Source organism: Yersinia frederiksenii ATCC 33641 (assembly GCF_000754805.1).
Taxonomy (GTDB): Bacteria; Pseudomonadota; Gammaproteobacteria; order Enterobacterales; family Enterobacteriaceae; genus Yersinia; species Yersinia frederiksenii.
The window spans coordinates 571,065-596,699 of record NZ_KN150731.1; the positions used below are offsets into that span (position 1 = coordinate 571,065).

The following is a 25,635-nucleotide window of genomic DNA, read 5'->3' on the forward strand; positions in this document are numbered from 1 at the left end:
ATTTCATGGCACGCATTATTGTTGTTACATCGGGTAAAGGGGGCGTTGGCAAGACCACATCAAGCGCGGCTATCGCAACCGGCTTGGCCCAAAAAGGTAAAAAAACCGTTGTTATCGATTTCGATATCGGGCTGCGGAACCTAGACTTGATTATGGGATGTGAGCGCCGGGTGGTTTACGATTTTGTTAATGTTATTCAAGGTGACGCCACTTTGAACCAGGCATTAATAAAAGATAAGCGCACAGATAATCTATATATTCTGCCCGCTTCACAAACCCGTGACAAAGACGCCCTGACCAAAGAAGGTGTTGAAAAGATTTTAAACGATCTTGGCGACATGAATTTTGAGTTCGTTGTGTGTGACTCACCGGCGGGTATCGAAAGCGGTGCTTTGATGGCTCTGTATTTTGCTGACGAAGCGGTTATCACAACCAACCCTGAAGTTTCTTCCGTACGTGACTCAGACCGTATCCTTGGGATCCTGTCATCTAAATCACGTCGTGCAGAAAAAGGCCAGGATCCAATTAAAGAACATCTGCTATTGACCCGCTACAATCCAGGGCGTGTTAATCGCGGCGATATGCTTAGCATGGAAGATGTCCTCGATATCCTGAGGATCCCACTGGTTGGCGTTATTCCGGAAGATCAGTCTGTATTGCGTGCCTCGAACCAAGGCGAGCCTGTGATTCTGGACAAAGAGTCAGATGCCGGTAAAGCTTATGACGATACCGTTGACCGTTTGCTAGGAGAAGAACGTCCCTTCCGCTTCATCGAAGAAGAGAAGAAGGGCTTCCTGAAACGCCTTTTTGGGGGATAAACCATGGCTTTGTTAGACTTTTTTCTGTCCCGCAAAAAACCGACAGCCAATATAGCCAAGGAACGGCTGCAAATTATCGTCGCTGAGCGTCGTCGTGGGGACAGTGAGCCCCATTATTTGCCTGACTTGAAACGCGATATTTTGGCGGTTATTTGTAAATATATTCAGATCGACCCTGAAATGCTGCATGTGCAATTTGAGCAAAAAGGGGATGATATTTCGGTGCTTGAACTTAACGTGACATTACCGGAAACGGAAGAAACGCCTAAATGATTTCTTCGCAATAACTATCCCCTGTATTTATTTACAGGGGATATTTCTCTTTAGCTGACTGTATATATATCCAGCTCAAACTTCATTTTCAAATATATCGCCATAAAAAAAGGATGTTCCAGATCCTTATTTTAGTTTTCTAGCTACTGGCTATAAATTTAAACTGAAACATTCAGAGTGAAGTCTCCTCCCCTCTGAATATCAATTAATACTGTTGTAAAATCTCGGTCAATTCCACCGACAATAAATCCCCACGCCAACCACTTAATAATTCGGGCTGAGTATCTGTTGATTTCAGTTTCCAATGCCAACTGAGTAATTGGTTTATTTGACGACGTGATGCCAATAACTCACTGCTAAGCCCACTGCGTTCACTGACTGAGAGAATAAGTGCTTTAATATCTTTAAAGACTTTCTTATAGCCGGGCTGATCAATCAAATTGATCACCGGTGGGGGCAGTTGGTCTTCAGGGACAGCATTACCCTCAGCCACCAGCGCCAACAAAGTACGCCCGTGATAACGAATCTCTTGGCCACTTAATCCCAGAGCATCCAACTCCCCTAGTGAGGTTGGCTGATAGCGGGCAACCTGCCACAGATTTTCTTCACGCACGACAAAATTCACCGCCAGATCGCGCTCGCGTGCTTGATGCAAACGCCATGATGCCAGCTTTTGTAAACAAGCCAACTGGTGGCCACGCAACTGCCAGGCATTGGTGATTTCACGGTATGCCAATTCCGGATCCAATGTCTCGCTACGGCGTCGACACAGCAGTTGGCATTCATCAATAGCCGCATCCATCCGCTCAGCAGCCTCGGTCGCTGCAACCAGCTTAGTGGCTAATGGCAACAGATAAAACACATCCGCGGCCGCATAATCACACTGTTTTTCACTGAGCGGCCGTGCAATCCAATCCGTGCGAGATTCACTTTTATCTAACTCGACACCTTCAAACTCATTCACCAGCATGGCAAAGCCACAAGATAGCGTACGCCCCGAGAATGCAGCCAATACCTGAGTATCAATCATCGGCGTAGGCATCAGACCAAAGGCATTGAGGAAGACTTCAAGATCTTCACTACCGGCATGCAGATACTTCACCACATTCAAATCTTGTAGTAGTTCGCGGAAAGGTTGCCACTCAGTGATAGGTAAAGGGTCGATCAGTGAAAGTTGTTCACCGTCATACAGCTGAATCAGGCCCAACTGCGGATAGTAAGTACGCGTTCTGACAAACTCTGTATCCAGCGCGACATGGGCATGTTTTCGGGCTAGTTCGCAGACCTGCTGCAACGCACTGTCGGTCGTGATCAACTGATAATTCAAAACGTCATTCTCTTGGTCGTTATACCCGCTATCGTTCAACTGGGTATAGTCTATGGCAAACACAACAACGCCGGTAATGACCGGCGTTGTTGATGATGATTGAGTGACTTGGTTACGCTAAGCCGCGTTTTGCTCGCCAGCTTTAGCCTTAACCTGTTCGTCACGCAGTTCCCTTCGTAAGATTTTACCGACATTCGATTTCGGCAATTCGTCACGAAACTCTACTATTTTCGGTACTTTATACCCTGTAAGGTAGCGGCGGCAATGGGTTAGCAGCTCTTCAGGCGTCAATGAAGCATCTTTTTTCACTACGAACAATTTTACCGTCTCGCCTGAGACCTCATTAGGCACCCCGACGGCGGCAGACTCCAGCACTTTCGCATGTAACGCGACCACATCTTCAATCTCATTGGGGTAGACGTTAAAGCCGGAAACTAAAATCATGTCTTTCTTACGGTCAACAATTCGCAAGAAACCTTGTTCATCGAGTGTCGCAATATCACCGGTTGCCAACCAGCCGTCTTTTAGCACTTCATCGGTCGCATCAGGCCGTTGCCAATAGCCTAACATAACTTGTGGACCACGCACCCATAGTTCGCCCGACTCACCGAACACCGTCACCTCGTGACCTTCATCATCAACCAGCCGAACATCCGTGGAGGGGACGGGCAAACCAATGCTGCCACTGTAATGCTTCAAATCGTAAGGGTTACCGGTGACCAGCGGCGAACATTCCGTTAAACCGTAGCCTTCTAATAAGTGTTTACCGGTCAGTTTTTCCCACTTTTCAGCCACCGCTTTTTGCACTGGCATACCGCCTCCCACTGAAAGCCGTAATGTCGAGAAATCTAACTTGGTAAATTCTTCATTATTTAGCAGCGCATTAAATAATGTATTCACACCGGTCATTGCCGTGAATGGATAGCGGCTTAGCTCTTTCACCATGCCCGGAATATCACGGGGATTGGTGATTAACAGGCTACGCCCGCCTAACTCGATAAACAGTAAGCAGTTCATGGTTAAAGCAAAGATATGGTAGAGAGGCAGTGCCGTCACGACCAATTCATGGCCCGGTTGCAGTAATGGCGCATAAGCCGCTTTTGCCTGCTCTAGGTTCGATTGCATATTGCGGTGAGTCAGCATCGCGCCTTTCGCGACACCGGTCGTCCCGCCGGTATACTGCAAGAAGGCCATATCCGTATTGATAACATCCGGCTTCACATATTGCATGCGTCGGCCTTTTTGTAAGGCGGTACGGAACGAAATGGCATCAGGCAAATAATATTTCGGTACTAGTCGCTTGATATACTTCACCACGAAATTAACCAGCGTTCCTTTGGCCGTCGATAATTGATCACCCATGCGCGTCAAAATGACGTGCTTAACCTGGGTTTTGAACACGACTTTTTCCAGTGTGTGAGCAAAATTGGAGACAATAACAATGGCGGCGGCCCCACTGTCATTCAGCTGATGCTCCAGTTCTCGCGGGGTATACAGTGGGTTAACATTCACCACCACCATACCCGCGCGCAAAATACCAAACAGAGCGATAGGATATTGCAGCAGATTAGGCATCATCAAGGCTACCCGGTCGCCTTTTTGCAGCCCTAAACCTTGTTGCAAATAGGCGGCAAAAGCACGGCTACGCTCTTCCAGCTTACGGAAGGTCATCACCTCCCCCATATTGATGAACGCAGGTTGGTCCGCATAACGCAATGCCGCATTCTCAAACATTTCCACCAAAGAAGAATAGCGGTCCGGGTCAATCTCTGCGGGAACGTCCGCCGGATAGCGCTTTAGCCATACTTTTTCCAAGGTAGCACTCCTGAAATTATTATTGGTCGCCAGAGTAAGACTCAAATTCACATCATAACTTTAACAATATTTTAACTCAGCTTACCAGTTTGCTTTTAAACAATTTTGAGGTTGGGATATGCGTCACTATTTTCCGACTCTGAGATAACATAAATAAGCAAAACAGCGAATATGTCGGAGTCAATATCAATAAAATCAAATACTTTGATAAAATCGTGATGCTAATCTCCATAACCAATTGATTATAATGCAAAAAAGGCGCTAAATTTAGCGCCTTTCTCTTTTTTAATGCTGTACCGGTTATGCAACCAACTCGCTACTCCGTAACAATAGTCTGTATTGATGCGGGTCCAGGATTATACCAGCCGCCCCACCCTGGCCCCCACATTCCGGGGTTGCGATAACCCCATGGGCCCATAGTTGGCGGCATTATCACTTGTTGTGCAAGATTCCAGCGTTTGTAACCCGTGGCATTGATCACCACAAAGTCATACGGCGTCATACCAATTTTACCGGCCTCAACGCCGATAATCGGGCCGACGACGGTAACAAGATGCCCTCGGAAATCAACAGGTTCAAGGAAACCATTCACATAAGCAATCACTCGGCCTTGTGACGGTTCGCCCAAAATAGGTCTGGCCCCTGAATCCAAAGGGACGCTAGCAATTTCTAGCCGGGTACGGCTCTGTTCGTTGGTCACATTAATGACCGTGCCACCAAAGCGCGCTTCCTGGCCGACAAACACCTGCGGTGACGTTCTGACCAAATTCAGATTTTGCTGCGGTGTCGCGGTAGTACCTTGAATGACAGGTGGCACCGTGACACAACCAGAAAGTAGTAGCGCACCTAACCCCAGCCAGCCACACATCCATTTATGGCTGCTCTTTTGTCTAGATCGAGTTATTGTCATCGTTTGCTACTCCTTATTATTTCACAGCTATCCTGACATTTTAGACGCTAATCACGATAACAAGTTGCTAAGTTCTAGCGGCCAGGCAGTTTTTTCCACGTCACTTCATTGCGCAGATACACCGGCTCGGCATTTTCGACACTGACAACCAGCCCATTGCCCCATGATGATAAAGCCAATGGCAGCATATCTTCGGCGTGCGGCAAGGTAATTTCCCCGTCAGCCAGCACCACATTGCTGCCATTAATCATATCTGGATAAGTCTGCCAGCCAGTACCCACGGTGGCCCAATGACCACTCAGTGATTGAGCTCGCAGCAGTGTTTGTGCGGGGGTCATTACCGCCTCGGTTCCCTCACCAAACCAATGCTCTTGTGCATCGCGCTCAAACTCGCCCCAATAGACTTCCCCCATCCGCGCATCAATTGCCGCCAAGACTCGAGATGCCCCAGTCAGGCGAAATGCACCCTGAGCCATAGTTTGCAAGGTAGAAACACCGATCATCGGCAAATCCGCACCCAGTGCCAGCCCCTGACCAATACCAATACCAATGCGCACACCGGTAAAACTCCCCGGACCACGGCCAAAAGCCAAGGCATCAAGTTGTTGCAGTGTCAGGCCCGACTCAGCCAAAACTTGCTGCACCATCGGTAAGATTCGTTGGGTGTGTTCCCGTGGGCACAGTTCAAACAAAGCTTGAACTTCGCCGTTATTCCAGAGTGCGACAGAACAAGCTTCTGTTGCGGTATCGATCGCTAAAATTCGCGTGGACATGCCAACCTCGGCAGGAAAAGAGTATGAATTCAAACAGGGCGCGCATGATAGCACACCCCTCCTCACTTTTCCCTCAATCGCGCTGCTTGAGAAAAGCGATGGCTTTCGCCAGATCCCGGGTGCGGGGTGCTGGCGGCAGGCTATTGAGGAACATTGCGCCATAAGGGCGCATCACTAACCGGTTATCACAGATGACCAGCACACCGCGATCGTCAATATCACGAATCAGACGACCCACCCCTTGCTTCAGGGTAATGACGGCATCAGGTAATTGCACATCATTGAAAGGATCCCCACCACGCAACCGGCAATCTTCAATGCGTGCTTTTAGCAAAGGATCGTCAGGAGAAGTGAATGGCAGTTTGTCGATAATCACGCATGAAAGTGCGTCACCGCGCACATCCACGCCTTCCCAGAAACTGCTGGTAGCCACTAATAGTGCATTGCCCGCCGCCACAAACTGCGACAATAGCTGCCCTTTACTGGTTTCACCTTGAACTAATACCGGCAACGTCATACTGGCGCGGAATTCTTCTGCCAGGCCACGCATCATCTGGTGCGAGGTACAGAGGAAAAAACAGCGCCCTTGGTTCGCATCAATTAGTGGCTTTAGCATGGCGGCTAGTTTGCGCGCCGCACCCGGTTCATTCGCAGAGGGCAAATTACGTGGCACACACAACAATGCCTGATTGGCGTAGTCAAACGGACTGGGCAGCAGTAATGTTTTGGCGTTGGTCAGCCCCAGCCGCGCGGTAAAATGCGATAATTGGTCATTAACAGATAGCGTAGCTGACGTGAAGATCCAGGTTCCCGGTTTTTCTTCAATTAATTCACGGAAACGGTCAGATACTGAAAGTGGTGTGAGTGCCAATACAAAATGGCGCGAGTTACATTCATACCAATAGCTATAACCCGGAGTATTAACATCCTTTAAGCGTTTGAGGCGGTTACGATACACCGTCGCCCGCTCAAAAGCTGCATCGAGCATCGCCGAGCGCCCCAGTGACAGCTTCATCACGTCGTAGCAAAGCTCCAGTGCATCATCGAGCAACAATAATGCCCGCTGGATTGCCGGTTGCTCCATGACATCGCGCAAATTACCGCGATAGCCTGGGTCACCCAGTACTAAACGAAAATCTTGAGTGCTTTGTGTCAGCCGATCGGCACTCTTTTGCAATTGTGCAGCATCACGAACTTCAGTGCGATAAGCAATAATGATGTCTTTCGCCAGATCCATCAGTTGTCTGCTGGTCAGTTGTTGGCCGAAGTATTGGCTGGCAATATCGGGGATCTGATGGGCTTCATCGAAAATCATCACATCGGCGGTGGGGATTAATTCAGCAAACCCGCTCTCTTTCACCACCATATCAGCCAAAAACAGATGATGGTTAACCACCACTACATCAGCATCCATTGCCTTACGGCGCGCTTTCACCACAAAACAATCTTTATACAGTGGGCAATCACTACCCAGACAATTATCATTGGTGCTGGTCACCAACGGCCAGACAAAGCTATCTTCTGCCACCTGACCACAGGTGCTGATATCACCATCAACGGTTTCAGCTGACCAACCACGCAGGCGCACCAAATCAACCAACGTCTCACTGGCCAACTCCCCCCCCGCCAGTGATTGCTGTTCAAGCCGCTCCAAACAGAGGTAATTCGAACGCCCTTTGAGTAAGGCCAGCTTCCCTTTGTATTTTAAGGCGGTGGCAACTGTGGGCAGATCACGGGAATAGAGTTGGTCCTGTAATGCCTTGGAGCCAGTCGAGATAATCACTTTGCAGTCGGCCCGTAAAGCGGGTGCCAAATAGGCAAATGTTTTACCGGTCCCGGTGCCAGCCTCAACCACCAATTGCTGTTTGGCATCAATAGATTCACTGATGGCCGCAGCCATCTGACGCTGGGATTCGCGGGGGTTAAAACCTGTAATGGCCTGCGCTAGGGCGCCGTCTGTTGCAAAATCGTCTGTCACGCTTTCTCTTCCGGATGAAATCAGCAGTGATTATGCCAAGCCTCGCGCCTCGCGACCACACATTCTCGCCGCAAGCTATGTTACTCTAACGGCGAAACTGACATTGACATTCACACAAGGGAGTGAAAATGAGTATTGAGCGAATTAATCCAGAAAAACGATGGTCCGATGCAGTGGTATTCAACAACACTATTTATTATACCAGCGTACCGGAAAATCTGGATGCAGACGCCACGGCCCAGACCGCAAATACATTGGCGGCGATTGATATGATGTTGAATCAGCTCGGTTCTGATAAAAGCCGGATTTTGGATGCCACGATATTTCTGGCCGATAAAGCAGATTTCGCTGCAATGAATGCTGCCTGGGATGCCTGGGTGGTCGAAGGTAATGCCCCTGTGCGCTGCACTGTCGAGGCCAAGTTGATGAATCCAAAATATAAAGTTGAAATCAAAATCATTGCGGCGCTGTAGTTATAAGATAGAAAGTTATTCACCGCCCCTAATGATAAGGGTAGCCACTTGGCTACCCTTAAATTGATGTACTCGATACTGTTTATACCCGAAGTTGCTGGTTTTACACCAAAAACTAACAGAATCAGGACAGTTTGATCATCACCATGCCCGCCAGTAGCAAAATCAGGCCAATCCAGCCTTTATAGTTCAGCCGTTGGTTGAATAAAATCCAACCGGCAGCCACCGTCGCGGCAATACCAAACCCACCCCATAGTGCATAAGCCACTGATAATTCAATGCCTTTAACTGCCTGAGCCAAAGCGCTAAATGCCGCTAAAACTGACAGTAACGACAAGATACCCAACCATACACGGCGAAAACCATCTGACATTTTCAGCAAGATATTGGCAATGATCTCTAGAATGACGGCCAAAATCAGAAAAGCAATGTGATATAACTCAAGCTGTTGCATGATGCTCACCTGACTTGGTACTTATCTTGCTACTACCCGGTTTCTTTGGCTTACGGGTACCCGATTTCACTAACATGATGCCGCCGACCAAGGTGACTAAACCGGCTATTTTCAGTGGTGATAAACTTTCGTCAAACCACAGTACACTGAAGACGGTAATAATCAGGATGCCAATTCCTTCCCACAATGCATACGCCACCCCTAAAGCCACTTTTTTAACGGCCAGAGCCAGCAGAATGTAAGAACCGGTTATCATAAAATACATCACGATATGCCCGGTCATGTCCCCACTGACACTCGCGTATTTCATTGATAAGGTGCCGATAATTTCAGCAACGATAGCTAAGCCTAAAAATATCCAATAAATCATAATTCTTCTCCTAACATCCCTATACCCTATGGCTTTTAAGGTGTAGGAAGGCGGCAAGCGAGTGAATCCCGATGAGCTTACACAAGTAAGTAATTCGGATGAACAACCGTAGCCAACACACCTACAATTTAAAAGATGACGGGTAGAACGCACGCTAAGGTCTATTTGTTACGGTTTCCAATTCACTTGATATATACCCACAGACTTTGCGTTGCAGGTAGGCAGCAAGCGAACTCATCCCGATGAGCGAACGATGGTAAGTCATTCGGGTGAGTGAACGTAGCGAAAACCCCTGAAATATCAAATATGAAGGGCGTGCGCAGACCGTAAGAAATAGAAACTCACTTGGCGTATAAACTTTACTGAAGACGGAAGAAGAAAGACGCTATAGCTCGCTGCACCAGTGATGCTCACTGGCCAGAATGGCTGACAGGAAGAGTTGGCATGTAGAGTGTTTGAAAGTAATTCCATTAATTTTGATCATAATATATCTCTTTTTTTTAGCCACACCCGCTTTAGCCACATACTTGTTTGCCAAATCTAGTGTGATTCGCCTAAAACCCTCATCAAATTGGAATAATTAACTGCTGTATTTTTACCACAGTCAATTTTATAAAGCAAACCCTCTATTTGATAAATAGTTTAAAAAAAGAGTTTAAAAAATAATAAGTTAGTAAATATGAAAAAACAAAACCTCTGCATTGCAGAGGTTTTCTATTTGGCATGAATCTGCGCTTCTCTCATCAGTTCAGAGAGTTAGAGCAATTTATGCTGTGGCGCCCGCGACCGCTTGTTTCGCTAATTCAGTAATGCGAGCGTAGTCACCTTTTTCCAGCGCGTCAGCAGGCACCAACCATGAGCCGCCAATGCACAACACGCTTTTCAGCGCCAGATAATCGCGGTAGTTGTTCGGGGTAATCCCCCCGGTTGGGCAGAAGCGCACTTGCGAGAATGGGCCGCCAATAGCTTGTAATGCTTTAACCCCGCCGTTAGCTTCAGCCGGGAAGAATTTAAACTCACGCAGGCCATAGCTCATGCCAAGCATCAGTTCTGAAACTGTGCTGATCCCAGGGATCAATGGAATAGAACCTGCTGTCGCTGCTTTAAGAAGCTCATCAGTTAACCCTGGGCTAATAGCGAATTGCGCGCCAGCCTCAACAACTTCGGCCAACTGCTGTGGATTAAGCACAGTTCCTGCACCAATAATGGCTTCTGGGACTTCTTTGGCAATGGCACGGATAGCCTCAACAGCACAAGGGGTACGTAACGTCACTTCCAGCACCCGAACACCACCAGCCACTAAGGCTTTTGCCAGCGGTACCGCTTGCTCGAGTTTATTAATCACAATCACCGGGACAACTGGGCCTGCAGTCAAAACCTGTTCTGCGCTCGTTTTCCAGCTTTTCATCAGTTGTTATCTCCACTTATGCCGATTGGCATGTACTCACCCGAAGGTGTCAGTTGAAATATGGCTGGCGGAATACTCAGCTTTCCACCAGCCATAAAGGATCATGATGCGAGCTTGCTAACAGCTCTTTATTATTTACCGGCTTCCTGCCTCTAGCTGCCCGCCGATTTCCCTGACGGAAGTACGCCGCCAAAATATTATCTGGCAGCGCGTGCAACAATTAATCTTCGCAGATGAGCACGTTACTCGAACTCATTCCATGAACGGCCATCACGGGTGATCATGGCAACAGAGGCAACTGGCCCCCATGTCCCTGATTGATAAGGTTTTGGTGCCTCATTATCAGCAGCCCATGCATCCATAATGGAATCAACCCATTTCCAGGCTTCTTCAACCTCATCACGGCGCACAAACAGCGCCTGAATGCCACGCATGGTCTCCAGTAACAGACGTTCGTAGGCATCAGCAATATGTTGCTCGTTAAAGGTTTTAGAGAAACTGAGGTCAAGCTTGGTCGTTTGCAGGCGGTGCTTGTGCTCCAGACCAGGGACTTTATTCAGCACTTCAATTTCAATACCTTCATCGGGTTGCAGACGAATGGTCAGCTTGTTTTGCGGCAATTGCTGATAGGATTCGCGGAACAAGTTCAGTGCAGGGTTTTTAAAGTACACCACTACTTCAGAGCATTTACTCGGCAAGCGTTTACCGGTTCTTAGATAGAACGGCACCCCCGCCCAACGCCAGTCATCAATATCCACACGGATAGAAACGAAGGTTTCGGTATTACTGCTCTTGTTCGCCCCTTCCTCTTCCAGATAGCCTGGGACTTTATGACCCTGAACAAATCCAGCCGTGTACTGACCACGCACCGTGGTTTCTCGCACATTGGTGTGATCGATACGACGCAGCGAGCGCAGCACTTTCACTTTCTCATCACGGATACGGTCGGTACTCAAGTCTGCCGGTGGCGACATCGCAATCATGGTCAAGATTTGCAGCAAGTGGTTTTGGATCATGTCGCGCATTTGGCCGGCTTGATCAAAATAGCCCCACCGCCCTTCAATACCCACTTCTTCAGCCACAGTGATTTGCACGTGATCAATGGTGCGATTATCCCAGTTGGAGGCAAACAGTGAGTTAGCGAACCGCAATGCCAACAGGTTCAGTACCGTCTCTTTACCTAAGTAGTGGTCGATACGGTAAACCTGACACTCATTGAAATATTCCGCGACTTGATCGTTGATAACCCGCGAAGAGGCCAAATCTTTCCCCAGCGGTTTTTCCATCACCACCCGGCTTGGCTCTTTATTCAGCCCTGCCTCACCCAATCCTTTGCAAATAGCGCCAAAGGTATTCGGTGGCATGGCGAAGTAGTTAATGGTGGTGCGATTTTTTTGATCCAGCATTTTGCCCAACTTGGCAAAATGTTTGCTGTCGTTTACGTCCAGATTACAAAAGTCGAGACGAGAACTGAGCTTTTGCCACAATTCATCATCCAGCTTCTCTTTCATAAAGGTATCGAGGGCTTCCTTTACCACGGCTGTGTACGCGTCTTTATCCCAGTCGGCACGGCCTACGCCGATGATCCGAGTTTCAGGGTGGATGTGACCCGCTTTCTCTAATTGGTAAAGGGAAGGCAGCAGTTTACGGCGAGCCAAGTCTCCCTTAGCGCCGAAAATCACCAGATCACACGCCTGGGCTGCCTGGGCTGTATTAGTTACCGCCATGTTATTCTCCTCGTTGCAGGATATTTGTAATTTTCTTACATTACTAATGTACTCTCTTTGACTATAGCCAGTAAACCCAGATAAAAGTGGACCAAAAAAGGTTAAATAACACTCAATAGAACCGCAGACCGCGTCAAATCAGGCCGCGTAACTTTAAAATGTAATTTTATGACGTTTTTGACAACTATTTACCATTATGAAAATTAGACACAGGTCATATTCTGGTGAAAAAGTGTGACTTACCACCAGATGCCACTGCCAACGGGTCCCAGCACGTAGTATATTTTCATTAAACCGGCATAGATTTCTCCTTTAAATGAAATCGGTAAAACCCATGGGTGACTCTCGTTATATGAATACGCTGGAAAATATCCAAAATAATCTGGACCTCCTGAGCAAATCGGAAAGGAAAGTCGCCGAGGTGATCCTTGCTTCCCCACAAACTGCCATCCACTCAAGTATCGCCACACTCGCCAAAATGGCGAACGTCAGCGAACCCACGGTCAACCGTTTTTGCCGTCGATTAGACACCAAAGGTTTTCCTGATTTTAAACTTCATTTGGCACAAAGTCTGGCTAATGGCACACCTTATGTGAATCGAAATGTCGAAGAGGATGATAGTGTATCCGCTTACACTGGAAAAATTTTCGAATCGACCATGGCTAGCCTGGATATGGCGAAAAACAATTTAGATATTGCTGCGATTAATCGGGCGGTAGATTTATTGACCCAAGCGAAGAAGATTTCATTCTTCGGCCTTGGTGCATCGGCTGCCGTGGCTCATGATGCGATGAATAAATTCTTCCGCTTCAATATCCCAGTTATTTATTTTGATGACATTGTTATGCAACGTATGAGTTGTATGAATTCCAGTGAAGGTGATGTGGTGGTATTGATATCTCATACTGGGCGGACAAAAAGCCTGGTAGAACTGGCCCATTTAGCCCGTGAAAACGATGCCACTGTCATCGCGATTACCTCACGTGACACCCCGCTGGCGAACGAAGCAACATTGCCTCTGCTGCTGGATGTGCCAGAAGATACCGATGTCTATATGCCGATGGTGTCGCGCATTGCCCAACTGACATTAATTGATGTATTAGCCACCGGCTTTACACTACGCCGAGGGGCAAAATTCAGGGACAACTTGAAACGGGTCAAAGACGCCTTGAAAGAATCTCGCTTTGATAAAGGTTCACCCCGGGTCAATAATGGCGAATAATGTGAAAGCATGAATTGTATCAAAAAGTAAATGACATCTGCGGCAGAAGTCGCTTTGTTTTGTGTTAGCGCATCTTCTGCGATGAAAGATTGACGTATTATTGAAAAGTAATGCTCTTGATGGCTCAAATATTTATTGAGCAAATAAGTGGTAAATAGCTCGCTTTTGTAATGTTGTCATTGATGTAGAGACGATCTCCAGGAGGAGGCATCTTATGCATCAATCGTTTTACATCCGCAAGCGGATAACAGGTAAGACACTATGCTTTTGATAATGTCATGTTTTTGATAAGACTGTGTTTGCGACAAGATTATGTTTTATTTGCTAACTCTATTTTTCGTCAACATGTCGCCGTAAAATTTGTAGCTTAGTTACATTTTACTATCGGATTCATTATCCGCTGTTTTAACAACACCATGCTTCATCAGTCAACGGAGTAAGAGATGTCCAGACGGCTCAGAAGGACCAAGATTGTTACTACACTGGGGCCGGCTACTGACCGCGACAATAATCTGGAAAAGATTATTGCTGCGGGTGCTAACGTAGTCCGCCTGAATTTTTCCCATGGTAGCGCCGAAGATCATGAATTACGGGCCAATAAAGTCCGTGAAATTGCCGCCAGATTGGGGCGTCATGTTGCGATTCTTGGCGATTTGCAAGGTCCGAAAATCCGGGTATCTACTTTTAAGGAAGGTAAAGTTTTCCTTAACGTGCACGATAAATTCTTGCTGGATGCCAATATGGCAAAAGGCGAAGGTGATAAAGACAAAGTTGGTATCGATTATAAAGGCCTGCCTGCGGATGTGGTTCCCGGTGATATCCTGTTACTGGACGATGGCCGAGTACAACTGAAAGTGATTGAAGTTCAGGGGATGAAAGTATTCACCGAAGTAACGGTGGGTGGCCCTCTTTCCAATAATAAAGGCATCAATAAGCTGGGCGGTGGCCTGTCAGCCGAAGCGTTGACGGAAAAAGACAAAGCCGACATTGTGACCGCGGCTAAAATTGGTGTCGATTTCTTGGCAGTCTCTTTCCCACGTACCGGTGAAGATTTGCATTATGCGCGCCGTTTGGCTCGTGATGCAGGCTGTAATGCTCAGATCGTGGCAAAAGTTGAACGCGCTGAAGCCGTCGCAACCGATGAAGCGATGGATGATATCATTCTGGCCTCTGATGTGGTGATGGTGGCTCGTGGCGATCTGGGTGTTGAAATTGGCGACCCTGAGTTGGTCGGGATCCAGAAAAAACTGATTCGCCGTGCTCGTCAGCTTAACCGGGCGGTCATCACTGCAACCCAGATGATGGAGTCAATGATTACCAATCCAATGCCAACGCGGGCAGAAGTGATGGACGTGGCTAACGCGGTGTTGGATGGTACTGACGCAGTAATGTTATCGGCAGAAACCGCCGCTGGGCAGTATCCGGCAGAAACCGTGGCAGCAATGGCGCGAGTTTGTCTGGGTGCTGAAAAAATCCCAAGTATTAATGTGTCTAAGCACCGTCTTGATGTGCAATTCGACAATGTCGAAGAAGCGATTGCCATGTCAACCATGTATGCAGCCAACCATCTGAAAGGCATCACCGCCATTATCGCGATGACCGAATCGGGCCGCACGGCTCTGATGATGTCCCGTATCAGTTCTGGTTTGCCAATCTTTGCCATGTCACGTCACGACCATACTTTGAACCTGACGGCTATCTATCGTGGTGTTACCCCGGTTTACTGTGATACTCATACCGATGGCGTGATGGCGGCGAATGAAGCAGTCAATCGCCTGAAAGACAAAGGTTTCTTGGTATCTGGCGACTTGGTTATTGTGACCCAAGGCGATGTGATGGGAACGATTGGGACAACCAATACCAGCCGTATCGTTCGAGTTGAGTAATTGGTTTTAATTAACTCAAAGCAAAAGCCCGCTCATTAGAAGCGGGCTTTTTTTATGCTCAACAACATCAGCGCTTAATAAATATCCTTGCGGACATAAGGCTCTATCTCACCTTCTTTACGGGTTTTCAGCAGCTTAAGAATCCAGGTATATTGCTCTGGATTCGGTTTTACCAGCAGCTCAACTTCTTCATTCATCCGGCGAGCAATATAGGCATCATCGGCATCCGCTAAATCATCCATTGGTGGGCGAATATAAATATCAAGGCGATGCTCGCGATAATTGTAGACTGGGAACATCGGGACAATGGCCGCGCGACACACTTTCATCAACCGCCCTACTGCTGGCAATGTCGCTTTATAAGTGGCAAAGAAATCGACAAACTCACTTTGCTCAGGGCCATAATCTTCATCAGGTAAATAGTATCCCCAAAAACCCTGACGCACTGAGCTAATAAATGGCTTAATGCCACTCTCGCGTGCATGAATACGCCCACCAAAACGCAAGCGAGCGCTATTCCATAAATAATCAACCAATGGGTTACGTTGGTGATGGAACATCCCTGCAACGGGCTTACCCTGCTCGGCTAATAACATGGCTGGAATATCAATCGACCAAGCATGAGGGACTAACAAAATAACATTGCGTTCCTGTTGTTGCAGTTGGTCCAGAACCTCCAGGCCATGCCAGTGAACACGAGATAACACCTTCTTCGGATCGCGAAAACAGAGCTCCGCCATCATCATTAAAGGCTGTGCCGCAGTAGCAAACATTTGATCAATGATATGCTCGCGCTCTGCTTCTGGCAGTTCAGGCATGCAATAGAGAAGATTAATTCGAGCACGACGTCGAGCACTTTTGGCTAATTTCCCAGCGAAACGACCGATTCCAGCCAACAGTGGATCACGGAATTTCGGTGGAACATAAGCCATCGCCGCCATTGCTCCGGTTCCTAGCCATACCCCCCAAAAACGTGGATGTAGGAAAGATTTTTTGAATACTGGAATAAAACCAGCAGCGTCATTTTTCTCTTTTTGCATGGGGGAACTCTTAGAATTGGCAATGGACTAATAATAATGGCAGTCGATATATTTTGCAGACAATCTTTTAAAAAATAATCTGTTACGAAAGCGACTCTTTGCTGTTAACGTCCGGAAAAACACAGGCATCAGCGAAATAGCCAAACTAACCGACTAAAACTGAGCCGCCAGAGTGTCACCGCTGGCGGCTCAGAGATAATCAATCCGCTAGAAATAGCGACGGATAGCGGTTAATCCAGTTGCAGCTGCGGAATCACCTGTTTGGCAATAGCCAGATATTCGCTGCGGTCTTTACCACTTAAACCTTCGGAACGTGGCAATTTAGCCGTCAGTGGGTTAACCGCTTGCTGGTTCATCCAGAATTCATAGTGCAAGTGCGGGCCAGTAGAACGACCGGTGTTACCTGACAGCGCGATGCGGTCGCCACGTTTCACTTTTTGCCCCGGTTTGACCAGCAATTTCTTCAAATGCATATAACGCGTGGTGTATTGGCGGCCATGGCGGATAGCCACATAGTTGCCCGCCGCACCACTGTGCTTGGCAATAACAACTTCACCATCACCCACGGCAAGCACCGGTGTCCCAACCGGCATAGAGAAGTCTACCCCTTTATGCGGCGCGATACGCCCGGTGACCGGATTAAGACGGCGAGGATTGAAGTTAGACGATACACGGAATTGTTTTATCGTAGGGAAACGCAAGAAGCCACGCGCTAAACCAGAACCCTGACGATCATAGAACTTACCGTCGTCGGCACGGATAGCATAGTAATCTTTGCCGCCGGAACGCATACGCACGCCAACCAATTGGCTTTGTTCACTACGACCATCAAGTATCTCGCGCGACATTAACACCGCAAATTGGTCGCCTTTACGCAGCTTGGAAAAATCCAATTGCCACTGTAATGCTTTCGTCACTGCGCGAATTTCAGAATTAGTTAAACCGGCTTTTTTCGCACTGGTCACAAAACTGCCATCCAGCCGCCCCGTCAGAACCGAATTACTCCACTCACCTTTCTGGAGCTCTTTGGTTTCTTTGAAGTTATTACCCACGCGGTTATAAGTGCGAGTTTCACGACGCGACACTTCCCACGTCAGACTTTGCAAATCACCGGTATCGTTGACCGTCCAAGAGATTTGTTGCCCGATCTTCAGATTACGTAAATCACGATTCTGATTCGCCAATAACGAGACATCAGAAATATCGATACCATATTGGGTAAGAATGCTGCTCAGGGTATCCCCGGTTGATACAACATACTCATGGACGCCAGCGTCACTGACATCTTTGGTATCTAGCTCGTCTTGCGGGATTTCATCATCAGGTGTTGCCTGATCGATAGGTTCACTGGCTTCTGGTAATAAAATACGGGGTTGGCTGTTATCTAATACCACGCTTTTGGCGACAGGCTCATGTTCCGGATGATAAACAAAAGGCCGCCAAACAGCGACGGCCAGAGTCATTACGGTCAACGACCCCAACATAATACGGTGGGGGCGAGGGAGATTGTTATACGCCAAAGTGATAGTTCGGACTATCTGCTGCACTTATGAGTATCCTTTTAATCTTACTTCAGGCAGCTCACGTATTGGTTAGACAACTGAGACAAAAAGTTCACATAGCTGTCCTTGCCTAATACTATGCCACTCCCCAAGGGATCCAGTGTGCCAGAACGCACGTCTGTTCCTTTGGCGACAGCATTAATGACGGCCGGCCTGAATTGTGGCTCAGCAAAAACGCATACCGCTTTGTGCTCAACCAACTGTGTTCGAATTTGATGTAAACGCTGCGCACCAGGCTGTATTTCAGGATTGACTGTAAAATGCCCTAACGGGCTCAAGCCAAAGTGTTTCTCAAAGTAGCCATAGGCATCATGAAAAACGAAGTATCCCTTACCTTGGGCAGGCTTTAGCATAGTAGCAATATTTTTTTCATTTTGCGCTAGTTGATCCTCGAATCGGCGCAGGTTTGCATCTAATTTGTCCTTATTTTGTGGCATAAGTTCCAATAATCTGTCGTGAATAGCGATTGCAGACTGTTTTGCTATGGTTGGCGATAACCAAATATGCATATTATATTCGCCATGGTGGTGCTCATCACTGTGATTATCTTTAGCATGATCATGGTCATGCCCTACTTCTTCCTCTCCATGTTCATCATGTTCGACGTCTTTCATTAATAAAGGCGTAACAGAAGGTAACTCCGCCAGAGCTATCTGCTTATTATCAGCAACTTGCGTTAAAGGTTTCGCTAAAAATGCTTCCATTTCAGGCCCAACCCAGATAACCAGCTCAGCGCTACGTAACCGCTGGACATCTGATGGACGCAAGGCATAATCATGTGGTGACGCGCCATCAGGCAATAAAATTTCTGTTGGCAGCACACCATCCGCTATAGCGGCGGCGATAAAACCCAGTGGTCGCACTGATGTAACGACCGCAGCTGAGGCAATATTAAATGGGTTAGCAACAAAAATTGCGCTCGCTAACATTGCCCGCTGTAGCCATTTATTTTTATGTAACATAATACGAATTCTCGACGTTTTGATGAGTAAAGCGTAATATTATAACATTCACTCGGTTCTGCAAACGTAATCATAATGTCCACATTGGTCACTCTAAATAAGATATCCGTCACTTTTGGTAGTCGGCGGGTACTAAACGATATTTCCCTTTCTCTACGTCCGGGAAGAATACTCACCCTGCTTGGGCCTAATGGCGCGGGTAAATCAACCTTGGTGCGCGTGGTGTTGGGCTTAATTGCCCCCACTAGCGGCACACTGGTTCGAGAGCCGGGTTTACGTATCGGCTATGTCCCACAAAAACTCCATCTGGATGCAACTTTGCCACTCACTGTAAGCCGCTTTATGCGCTTGAAGCCCGGTGTCAAAAAAGCAGATATTCTGCCTGCCTTAAAACGGGTACATGCTGCTCATTTATTAGATCAGCCCATGCAGAAACTCTCCGGTGGCGAAAACCAGCGCGTACTGTTAGCGCGGGCATTATTGAATCGCCCACAGTTGTTGGTGTTGGATGAACCGACACAAGGTGTTGATGTTAATGGGCAATTAGCACTGTATGATTTGATTGAGCAATTGCGTAAAGAGCTGGGTTGCGCCGTCCTGATGGTTTCCCATGACTTGCATTTAGTGATGGCTAAAACAGATGAAGTATTGTGCCTTAATCAGCATATTTGCTGCTCCGGTGCACCAGAGGTGGTCTCGACCCACCCTGAGTTTATCGCCATGTTTGGCAATCGCGGAGCCGAACAACTCGCGGTTTATCGTCATCACCATAATCATCGTCACGATTTACACGGAAAGATTATTTTGAAGAGCAGTGGGAGTCGTGACGCATGATTGAATTATTGCTGCCAGGCTGGTTAGCTGGCGTATTGCTGGCAACGGCGGCTGGCCCACTGGGATCTTTTGTGGTTTGGCGTCGAATGTCCTATTTTGGCGATACTTTAGCTCACGCCTCTTTGCTTGGGGTGGCATTCGGTTTACTGCTAAATGTGAATCCATTCTATGCCGTGATTGTAATGACCATGGTATTGGCGCTGATTTTGGTATGGCTAGAACGTCGTCCGCAACTGGCGGTCGATACCCTACTAGGAATTATGGCTCATAGCGCATTATCACTGGGTTTAGTGGTGGTCAGCCTGATGCACAATGTGCGGGTTGATTTAATGGCCTATTTGTTTGGCGATCTGCTGTCCGTAACATTGAGTGATATCTGGCTGATTGCCGCTGGTGTGGTTGTGGTACTGGGTGTTCTATGCTGGCAATGGCGCGCACTGTTATCAATGACCATTAGCCCAGAGTTAGCCCATGTGGACGGGGTTAATCTGGAGCGAGTACGTATGCTGTTGATGTTGGTGACCGCACTGACTATAGGGTTGTCGATGAAGTTTGTCGGTGCGCTGATTATCACTTCACTGCTGATCATCCCCGCAGCAGCAGCACGCCGTTTTGCCCGAACACCCGAGCAAATGGCTGGAATTGCCATAGGTATTGGCATTATTGCCGTGACCGGCGGTTTAACATGCTCCGCGTTATATGACACACCCGCCGGGCCTTCAGTGGTACTTTGCGCGGCGGTGATGTTTGTTCTTAGCCTGTCACAAAAAGCACGCGGGTAATCACGTTTCTCGGGGTTTATATTGATAAGCCCCATTCTCTTCACACCCAGCCTCACGGCTATTCTTAATGATATTGAGCTTGTCATCCTTTGATTTTCTTTCAATAAGCATCCATTCTGCATTTTATATTTTTATTAGTGTGATCAACCACAAATACAATAAATAAGCAGTGTAATACTCTGCAATCATCTCAAACCAATGAGCATTATAAGGATTATGCAGTCACTTTTACGTTTCTGCGTGGGCTTTGTACGCTCCTAATTTTCGCAGCATGATTATTGCGTAGAGGCGACCTATCATGGATAGAACCACCCCCACAGGTTTACTTCAACAACCTAAACCGTTCTTTATGATCTTCTTTGTCGAGCTATGGGAAAGGTTTGGCTATTACGGTGTTCAGGGGATTCTTGCTGTTTTCTTCGTCAAGGAGTTAGGTTTCTCGCAGGAGCAGGCATTTGTGACTTTTGGCGCTTTTGCGGCATTGGTTTACGGCTTGATTTCGATTGGCGGATACGTTGGCGACCATCTATTAGGTACCAAACGCACCATGGTTTTAGGCGCAGTGGTGCTGGCTATCGGCTATTTCGCCACCGGTCTATCATTGTATCAACCCAACTTAATTTTCTTCGCACTAGGTACCATTGCCGTAGGTAACGGTTTGTTTAAAGCTAACCCGGCAAGTTTACTGTCGAAATGTTATCCGCCTAAAGATCCACGTCTGGATGGGGCTTTTACACTGTTTTATATGTCGATCAATATTGGCTCCCTACTGTCGCTATCATTGGCACCCGTTATTGCTGAACGTTTTGGTTACACCATCACCTATTACTTATGTGGTATTGGTTTGATTTTTGCCCTGCTGGTTTACTTCTGCTGCCGCCATATGGTGCGACACATTGGTTCAGAGCCAGATGCAAAACCCTTAAATTGGCGAAATCTATTCTTGGTGCTAGCCGGGACGGCGGTGATGATATGTGTCTGCGCCTGGTTGATGAACCATGTGATTATTGCCAATCTGGTGCTGATCGTCTTATCGCTAATTGTGGTCTTTATCTTCTTCAGAGAAGCATTAAAACAGGACCCACTGGGTCGCAATAAAATGTTCGTGGCTTTTATTCTGATGATTGAAGCCATTGTGTTTTATGTTCTGTATGCACAGATGCCTACCTCATTAAACTTCTTCGCTATCAATAATGTTCATCATGAAATTCTTGGGTTCAATATCAATCCGGTCAGCTTCCAAGCATTGAACCCATTCTGGGTGGTGGTTGCCAGTCCAATTTTAGCCTCGATTTATACCCGTTTAGGCAGTAAAAACCGTGACTTATCCATGCCTGCAAAATTCACTTTAGGGATGTTTTTATGTTCACTGGGTTTTCTGACTGCGGCGGCAGCCGGGATGTGGTTTGCTGATGCTCAGGGTCTGACATCCCCTTGGTTTATTGTTCTGGTTTACTTATTCCAGAGCCTAGGGGAATTGATGATCAGTGCGCTAGGTTTAGCCATGGTGGCCGCACTGGTTCCGCAATATCTAATGGGTTTTATTCTGGGGATGTGGTTCCTGACACAAGCGGCATCATTCCTGATTGGTGGCTATGTCGCGACCTTTACTGCCACACCAGAAGGGGTAACTGACCCACTGGAAACATTGCCTATCTACACCGACGTGTTTGGCAAAATTGGTATGGTTACCTTGGTCATAGCGTTGGTTATGGCGTTACTTATCCCATGGCTTAACCGAATGATTAACACACCGGTGGCGGAGAAAACAGCCGCTTGAGAATAGTCACGAACAGGGCTGATACTGGTTCAGCCCTGTATTTAAGAAAACTTACTCTTCGCGAGTGATACCGAAATGTTTATATGCATGGTTGGTGGCAATACGCCCACGCGGTGTCCGCTGAATAAAGCCTTGTTGGATTAAGTATGGCTCCAAGACATCTTCAATGGTTTCGCGCTCTTCACCAATAGCGGCAGCCAGATTATCTAACCCCACCGGGCCGCCCATAAACTTATCAATAACCGCTAGTAAGAGCTTGCGGTCCATGAAATCGAAACCTTCGGCATCAACATTCAACATATCTAGAGCTTTCATCGCAACATCACCGTTAATCGCGCCATCGGCCCTGACTTCGGCAAAATCTCGCACGCGGCGTAGCAAACGGTTAGTTATACGTGGTGTTCCCCTTGAGCGGCGCGCCAATTGATGCGCCCCTTCTGCGGTTAACTCCAGCCCCAAACACTTGGCACTGCGCGAAACGATATGTTCTAAATCAGCGACTTGATAAAACTCTAGCCGCTGGACAATACCGAATCGATCGCGTAATGGAGAGGTCAATGACCCTGCACGCGTCGTCGCGCCAATCAGAGTAAAAGGCGGCAAATCAAGTTTGATTGAGCGCGCAGCCGGGCCTTCACCAATCATAATATCCAGCTGATAATCTTCCATCGCCGGATAGAGAATTTCCTCAACAACTGGTGATAAGCGGTGGATTTCATCAATAAACAACACATCATGTGGCTCCAGATTGGTCAGCATGGCGGCCAAATCCCCTGCTTTCTCCAACACCGGGCCAGAGGTTGTCCGTAGATTTACCCCCATCTCATTGGCTACGATATTCGCCAGTGTGGTTTTACCTAGCCCTGGCGGGCCAAATATCAGCACATGGTCCAGTGCATCGCCACGCTGTTTAGCCGCCTGAATGAAGATTTCCATCTGCTCGCGGACGTGAGGCTGCCCGACATATTCTGCCAATAGTTTTGGGCGAATAGCCCGGTCAATACTCTCTTCATCACTGATAACACCCGCAGAGATCAGGCGGTCTGCTTCAATCATCCTTAGCCCCTATTCTTTCTATAACGCAGCGCGCAGCGCATCACGAATTAGGGTTTCACAATCTGCACCCGGTTTAGCAATTTTGCTGACTAAACGGCTAGCTTCTTGTGGTTTATAACCTAACGCCACCAGCGCAGAAACCGCTTCGGCTTCAATATCAGCATCGGGAGTCTGTGAAGCACTCGGTAACTGAATATCACCGGTATTATTGAACAAATCACCATTGAGGCCTTTAAAGCGGTCTTTCATTTCGACCACTAGCCGCTCAGCAGTCTTCTTACCCACACCCGGTAACTTCACCAATGTAGTGATATCTTCTCGTTCAACTGCGGCTACAAACTGCTGTGCCGACATGCCAGACAGAATGGCCAACGCAAGTTTTGGCCCGACACCATTAACTTTGATCAATTCTCGAAAAAGAGCCCGCTCCTGCTTGTCATTAAATCCGTACAGCAATTGAGCATCTTCGCGCACCACAAACTGGGTGAAGATAATGGCTTCCTGCCCCAAATCTGGCAGCTCATAAAAGCACGTCATCGGCAATTGGACTTCATAGCCAACACCGTTTGTTTCCAGCAACACCAGTGGTGGCTGTTTTTCCAAAATGATACCTCTGAGGCGCCCTATCACGTTGACTCTCTCCTCGATTACCCACATTAGGGTATGAACATAATGGCTGTTTATAGCATAAAAAAGGCTGGATGGATATCCAGCCCACAATAACAGTTAACCTGCTCGCATAAAATACCGGCTAGCGGATTCTACCGCGCGCCAACGTCATCTGCTCATTACCCAATCGCAGGGTATTTTGGCTAAGATGGCAATGGGTAATAGCAATTGCCAATGCATCAGCGGCATCAGCCTGTGGGTTCGCCGGGAGTTTTAACAGCGAGCGCACCATGTGTTGAACCTGACTTTTCTCTGCCGCCCCAGTCCCTACGACAGTTTGTTTAACCTGACGCGCGGCATATTCGGAAACGGGCAAATTCAGATTTACCGCAGCGACAATCGCCGCGCCACGCGCCTGCCCCAGCTTTAAGGCTGAATCCGGATTTTTCGCCATAAACACTTGTTCGATGGCAAAAAAATCGGGTTGAAACTGGGTGATAATTTCAGTCACGCCAGCATAAATTAACTTCAGGCGAGTAGGCATATCGTCAACAACCGTGCGGATACAGCCGCTGCCCAGATAGGTGAGCTGACGACCTTGCTGGCGGATCACGCCATAACCGGTAACACGAGAACCGGGATCGATGCCTAATACGATCGCCATACCAGCTTATTTACCTTTTCACATCAGAAGCTCTGGCCACCAATGTGGCCAGAGAGGATTCCAGATACATTTAAAGAGTAGGATGAGCTAGCGCCGGTTTACAGGGTGGCGGCAACTTCATCAGAGATTTCACCGTTATGGTAAACCTCTTGCACATCATCCGAATCTTCTAGCATATCAATCAAACGCAGCAGTTTAGGTGCCGTTTCAGCATCCAGATCCGCTTTAGTAGATGGAATTAAGGAGACTTCAGCCCCCTCAGCGACCAGACCAGTAGCATCCAGTGCATCTTTCACCGCACCCAGCGATTCCCAGGCAGTGAACACGTCAATCGCGCCGTCATCATAGACCACGATATCATCCGCACCCGCTTCTAGCGCCGCATCCATCACTGCATCTTCTGCCAAACCCGGTGCATAAGAAATAACACCTTTCTTGGTGAACAGATAAGAAACCGAGCCATCAGTCCCCAGGTTACCACCAGTTTTGGTAAATGCATGCCGGACTTCAGATACAGTACGGTTACGGTTATCACTCAAGCACTCGACCATTACGGCTGTACCGCCTGGGCCATAACCTTCGTAAATAATGGTTTCCATGTTGTTATCTTCGTCACCACCAACACCACGGGCAATCGCGCGGTTCAGGGTGTCGCGTGTCATATTATTCGACAGCGCTTTATCGATAGCTGCACGTAAACGTGGGTTTGCCCCCGGATCACCACCACCCAGACGTGCGGCAGTAACCAATTCACGAATGATTTTAGTGAAAATTTTACCGCGTTTGGCATCCTGTGCCGCTTTGCGGTGCTTTGTGTTGGCCCATTTACTATGACCTGCCATAAATAAGTATCTCCAAAATAGCCTAATTATCCCCTTCGGACTTGAAGCCACAGTGGTGTTAGCTGCCCTC

24 protein-coding genes are annotated in these 25,635 nt (G+C 47.7%); 8 read left to right on the plus strand and 16 right to left on the minus strand.

The features are described from left to right. The first annotated feature begins 5 nt into the window (after nt 1-5). A complete protein-coding gene (gene minD / locus DJ58_RS18840; RefSeq protein ID WP_004708482.1) occupies nt 6-818 on the plus strand; it encodes a septum site-determining protein MinD in 813 nt (270 codons plus the stop codon). 3 nt (nt 819-821) lie between these two features. Beyond that, complete coding sequence (gene minE, locus DJ58_RS18835) at nt 822-1,091, plus strand: cell division topological specificity factor MinE (RefSeq protein ID WP_002211180.1); 270 nt, start codon at nt 822-824, stop codon at nt 1,089-1,091. 205 nt (nt 1,092-1,296) lie between these two features. On the opposite strand, the gene rnd is transcribed toward minE, so the two are convergent. The 5 genes from rnd to yoaA form a co-directional block, all read right to left on the minus strand. Continuing rightward, on the minus strand, nt 1,297-2,418 hold the full coding sequence (gene rnd / locus DJ58_RS18830; protein WP_032910910.1) for a ribonuclease D: 1,122 nt from the start codon (nt 2,416-2,418) through the stop codon (nt 1,297-1,299). A gap of 117 nt (nt 2,419-2,535) precedes the next feature. Further along, nucleotides 2,536-4,233, minus strand: coding sequence for a long-chain-fatty-acid--CoA ligase FadD (gene fadD / locus DJ58_RS18825; protein ID WP_032910862.1), 1,698 nt, complete (start codon nt 4,231-4,233; stop codon nt 2,536-2,538). Between the two features lie 316 nt (nt 4,234-4,549). Beyond that, nucleotides 4,550-5,143, minus strand: a complete 594-nt coding sequence (locus tag DJ58_RS18820; RefSeq protein ID WP_032910863.1) for a Slp family lipoprotein — start codon at nt 5,141-5,143, stop codon at nt 4,550-4,552. Between the two features lie 74 nt (nt 5,144-5,217). After that, a complete protein-coding gene (tsaB, locus tag DJ58_RS18815; RefSeq protein WP_004708488.1) occupies nt 5,218-5,916 on the minus strand; it encodes a tRNA (adenosine(37)-N6)-threonylcarbamoyltransferase complex dimerization subunit type 1 TsaB in 699 nt (232 codons plus the stop codon). 73 nt (nt 5,917-5,989) lie between these two features. Next, nucleotides 5,990-7,894: a DNA repair helicase YoaA gene (gene yoaA / locus DJ58_RS18810; protein ID WP_032910864.1), complete on the minus strand. Its 1,905-nt coding sequence runs from the start codon at nt 7,892-7,894 to the stop codon at nt 5,990-5,992. Between the two features lie 128 nt (nt 7,895-8,022). Between yoaA and DJ58_RS18805 the strand changes: the two genes are divergently transcribed. Beyond that, on the plus strand, nt 8,023-8,367 hold the full coding sequence (locus tag DJ58_RS18805) for a RidA family protein (RefSeq protein ID WP_032910865.1): 345 nt from the start codon (nt 8,023-8,025) through the stop codon (nt 8,365-8,367). A 124-nt stretch (nt 8,368-8,491) separates the two neighbouring features. Here the strand turns inward: DJ58_RS18805 and mdtI are convergent, their stop codons facing one another. From mdtI to zwf, 4 genes are all read right to left on the minus strand, one after another. Next, on the minus strand, nt 8,492-8,821 hold the full coding sequence (gene mdtI / locus DJ58_RS18800; RefSeq protein WP_032910866.1) for a multidrug/spermidine efflux SMR transporter subunit MdtI: 330 nt from the start codon (nt 8,819-8,821) through the stop codon (nt 8,492-8,494). Next, nucleotides 8,808-9,191, minus strand: coding sequence for a multidrug/spermidine efflux SMR transporter subunit MdtJ (gene mdtJ, locus DJ58_RS18795; protein WP_004708497.1), 384 nt, complete (start codon nt 9,189-9,191; stop codon nt 8,808-8,810). The genes mdtI and mdtJ overlap by 14 nt, the downstream gene beginning before the upstream one ends. Nucleotides 9,192-9,957: 766 nt before the next feature. Then, a complete protein-coding gene (locus DJ58_RS18790; protein WP_004708500.1) occupies nt 9,958-10,599 on the minus strand; it encodes a bifunctional 4-hydroxy-2-oxoglutarate aldolase/2-dehydro-3-deoxy-phosphogluconate aldolase in 642 nt (213 codons plus the stop codon). A gap of 242 nt (nt 10,600-10,841) precedes the next feature. After that, nucleotides 10,842-12,326, minus strand: a complete 1,485-nt coding sequence (gene zwf, locus DJ58_RS18785) for a glucose-6-phosphate dehydrogenase (RefSeq protein WP_004708504.1) — start codon at nt 12,324-12,326, stop codon at nt 10,842-10,844. A gap of 352 nt (nt 12,327-12,678) precedes the next feature. On the opposite strand from zwf, the gene DJ58_RS18780 reads away from it, so the two are divergent. Together DJ58_RS18780 and pyk are read left to right on the plus strand one after the other, a co-directional pair. Then, the gene (locus DJ58_RS18780) at nt 12,679-13,548 is read left to right on the plus strand and encodes a MurR/RpiR family transcriptional regulator (RefSeq protein WP_032910912.1); all 870 of its coding nucleotides are present in this window, start codon (nt 12,679-12,681) and stop codon (nt 13,546-13,548) included. A 443-nt stretch (nt 13,549-13,991) separates the two neighbouring features. Continuing rightward, nucleotides 13,992-15,434, plus strand: coding sequence for a pyruvate kinase (gene pyk / locus DJ58_RS18775; protein ID WP_004708508.1), 1,443 nt, complete (start codon nt 13,992-13,994; stop codon nt 15,432-15,434). Between the two features lie 74 nt (nt 15,435-15,508). Here pyk and lpxM read toward each other — a convergent pair whose 3' ends face one another. The 3 genes from lpxM to znuA form a co-directional block, all read right to left on the minus strand. Then, nucleotides 15,509-16,474: a lauroyl-Kdo(2)-lipid IV(A) myristoyltransferase gene (lpxM, locus tag DJ58_RS18770; RefSeq protein WP_004708509.1), complete on the minus strand. Its 966-nt coding sequence runs from the start codon at nt 16,472-16,474 to the stop codon at nt 15,509-15,511. 230 nt (nt 16,475-16,704) lie between these two features. Continuing rightward, nucleotides 16,705-18,021, minus strand: coding sequence for a murein DD-endopeptidase MepM (gene mepM, locus DJ58_RS18765; protein ID WP_032910868.1), 1,317 nt, complete (start codon nt 18,019-18,021; stop codon nt 16,705-16,707). Nucleotides 18,022-18,041: 20 nt separating this feature from the next. Continuing rightward, nucleotides 18,042-18,998, minus strand: a complete 957-nt coding sequence (znuA, locus tag DJ58_RS18760) for a zinc ABC transporter substrate-binding protein ZnuA (protein WP_004708514.1) — start codon at nt 18,996-18,998, stop codon at nt 18,042-18,044. Between the two features lie 75 nt (nt 18,999-19,073). Here znuA and znuC point away from each other — a divergent pair, with 75 nt between their 5' ends. The 3 genes from znuC (at nt 19,074) to dtpB (ending at nt 22,394) form a co-directional block, all read left to right on the plus strand. Next, nucleotides 19,074-19,832, plus strand: coding sequence for a zinc ABC transporter ATP-binding protein ZnuC (gene znuC, locus DJ58_RS18755; protein ID WP_004708517.1), 759 nt, complete (start codon nt 19,074-19,076; stop codon nt 19,830-19,832). Further along, on the plus strand, nt 19,829-20,614 hold the full coding sequence (gene znuB, locus DJ58_RS18750; RefSeq protein ID WP_032910869.1) for a zinc ABC transporter permease subunit ZnuB: 786 nt from the start codon (nt 19,829-19,831) through the stop codon (nt 20,612-20,614). The genes znuC and znuB overlap by 4 nt, the downstream gene beginning before the upstream one ends. A 298-nt stretch (nt 20,615-20,912) precedes the next feature. Next, the gene (gene dtpB / locus DJ58_RS18745) at nt 20,913-22,394 is read left to right on the plus strand and encodes a dipeptide/tripeptide permease DtpB (RefSeq protein ID WP_032910870.1); all 1,482 of its coding nucleotides are present in this window, start codon (nt 20,913-20,915) and stop codon (nt 22,392-22,394) included. 51 nt (nt 22,395-22,445) lie between these two features. Here the strand turns inward: dtpB and ruvB are convergent, their stop codons facing one another. The 4 genes from ruvB to DJ58_RS18725 all read right to left on the minus strand — a co-directional run bounded on the left by ruvB (nt 22,446) and on the right by DJ58_RS18725 (nt 25,565). Continuing rightward, nucleotides 22,446-23,450: a Holliday junction branch migration DNA helicase RuvB gene (gene ruvB / locus DJ58_RS18740; RefSeq protein WP_004708521.1), complete on the minus strand. Its 1,005-nt coding sequence runs from the start codon at nt 23,448-23,450 to the stop codon at nt 22,446-22,448. Nucleotides 23,451-23,468: 18 nt separating this feature from the next. Continuing rightward, entirely contained in the window at nt 23,469-24,080 is a 612-nt protein-coding gene (gene ruvA / locus DJ58_RS18735; protein WP_032910871.1) for a Holliday junction branch migration protein RuvA, read from the minus strand. Nucleotides 24,081-24,201: 121 nt separating this feature from the next. Then, the gene (ruvC, locus tag DJ58_RS18730) at nt 24,202-24,723 is read right to left on the minus strand and encodes a crossover junction endodeoxyribonuclease RuvC (protein WP_004708525.1); all 522 of its coding nucleotides are present in this window, start codon (nt 24,721-24,723) and stop codon (nt 24,202-24,204) included. Nucleotides 24,724-24,821: 98 nt separating this feature from the next. Next, nucleotides 24,822-25,565 carry a YebC/PmpR family DNA-binding transcriptional regulator gene (locus DJ58_RS18725; RefSeq protein ID WP_004708527.1) on the minus strand — a complete coding sequence of 248 codons (744 nt, stop codon included), beginning with the start codon at nt 25,563-25,565 and terminating at the stop codon, nt 24,822-24,824. Between the last annotated feature and the right edge of the window lie 70 nt (nt 25,566-25,635).

What these genes read in the sequence shown, in the direction of transcription:
- minD (WP_004708482.1), top strand. Translation starts at nt 6, where the DNA reads ATGGCACGCATTATTGTTGTTACATCGGGTAAAGGGGGCGTTGGCAAG.
- pyk (WP_004708508.1), top strand. Translation starts at nt 13,992, where the DNA reads ATGTCCAGACGGCTCAGAAGGACCAAGATTGTTACTACACTGGGGCCG.
- lpxM (WP_004708509.1), bottom strand. Translation starts at nt 16,474, where the DNA reads ATGCAAAAAGAGAAAAATGACGCTGCTGGTTTTATTCCAGTATTCAAA.
- znuA (WP_004708514.1), bottom strand. Translation starts at nt 18,998, where the DNA reads ATGTTACATAAAAATAAATGGCTACAGCGGGCAATGTTAGCGAGCGCA.
- DJ58_RS18790 (WP_004708500.1), bottom strand. Translation starts at nt 10,599, where the DNA reads ATGAAAAGCTGGAAAACGAGCGCAGAACAGGTTTTGACTGCAGGCCCA.
- mdtI (WP_032910866.1), bottom strand. Translation starts at nt 8,821, where the DNA reads ATGCAACAGCTTGAGTTATATCACATTGCTTTTCTGATTTTGGCCGTC.
- minE (WP_002211180.1), top strand. Translation starts at nt 822, where the DNA reads ATGGCTTTGTTAGACTTTTTTCTGTCCCGCAAAAAACCGACAGCCAAT.
- znuC (WP_004708517.1), top strand. Translation starts at nt 19,074, where the DNA reads ATGTCCACATTGGTCACTCTAAATAAGATATCCGTCACTTTTGGTAGT.
- mdtJ (WP_004708497.1), bottom strand. Translation starts at nt 9,191, where the DNA reads ATGATTTATTGGATATTTTTAGGCTTAGCTATCGTTGCTGAAATTATC.
- znuB (WP_032910869.1), top strand. Translation starts at nt 19,829, where the DNA reads ATGATTGAATTATTGCTGCCAGGCTGGTTAGCTGGCGTATTGCTGGCA.
- ruvC (WP_004708525.1), bottom strand. Translation starts at nt 24,723, where the DNA reads ATGGCGATCGTATTAGGCATCGATCCCGGTTCTCGTGTTACCGGTTAT.
- zwf (WP_004708504.1), bottom strand. Translation starts at nt 12,326, where the DNA reads ATGGCGGTAACTAATACAGCCCAGGCAGCCCAGGCGTGTGATCTGGTG.
- dtpB (WP_032910870.1), top strand. Translation starts at nt 20,913, where the DNA reads ATGGATAGAACCACCCCCACAGGTTTACTTCAACAACCTAAACCGTTC.
- DJ58_RS18820 (WP_032910863.1), bottom strand. Translation starts at nt 5,143, where the DNA reads ATGACAATAACTCGATCTAGACAAAAGAGCAGCCATAAATGGATGTGT.
- tsaB (WP_004708488.1), bottom strand. Translation starts at nt 5,916, where the DNA reads ATGTCCACGCGAATTTTAGCGATCGATACCGCAACAGAAGCTTGTTCT.
- ruvB (WP_004708521.1), bottom strand. Translation starts at nt 23,450, where the DNA reads ATGATTGAAGCAGACCGCCTGATCTCTGCGGGTGTTATCAGTGATGAA.
- DJ58_RS18805 (WP_032910865.1), top strand. Translation starts at nt 8,023, where the DNA reads ATGAGTATTGAGCGAATTAATCCAGAAAAACGATGGTCCGATGCAGTG.
- DJ58_RS18725 (WP_004708527.1), bottom strand. Translation starts at nt 25,565, where the DNA reads ATGGCAGGTCATAGTAAATGGGCCAACACAAAGCACCGCAAAGCGGCA.
- DJ58_RS18780 (WP_032910912.1), top strand. Translation starts at nt 12,679, where the DNA reads ATGAATACGCTGGAAAATATCCAAAATAATCTGGACCTCCTGAGCAAA.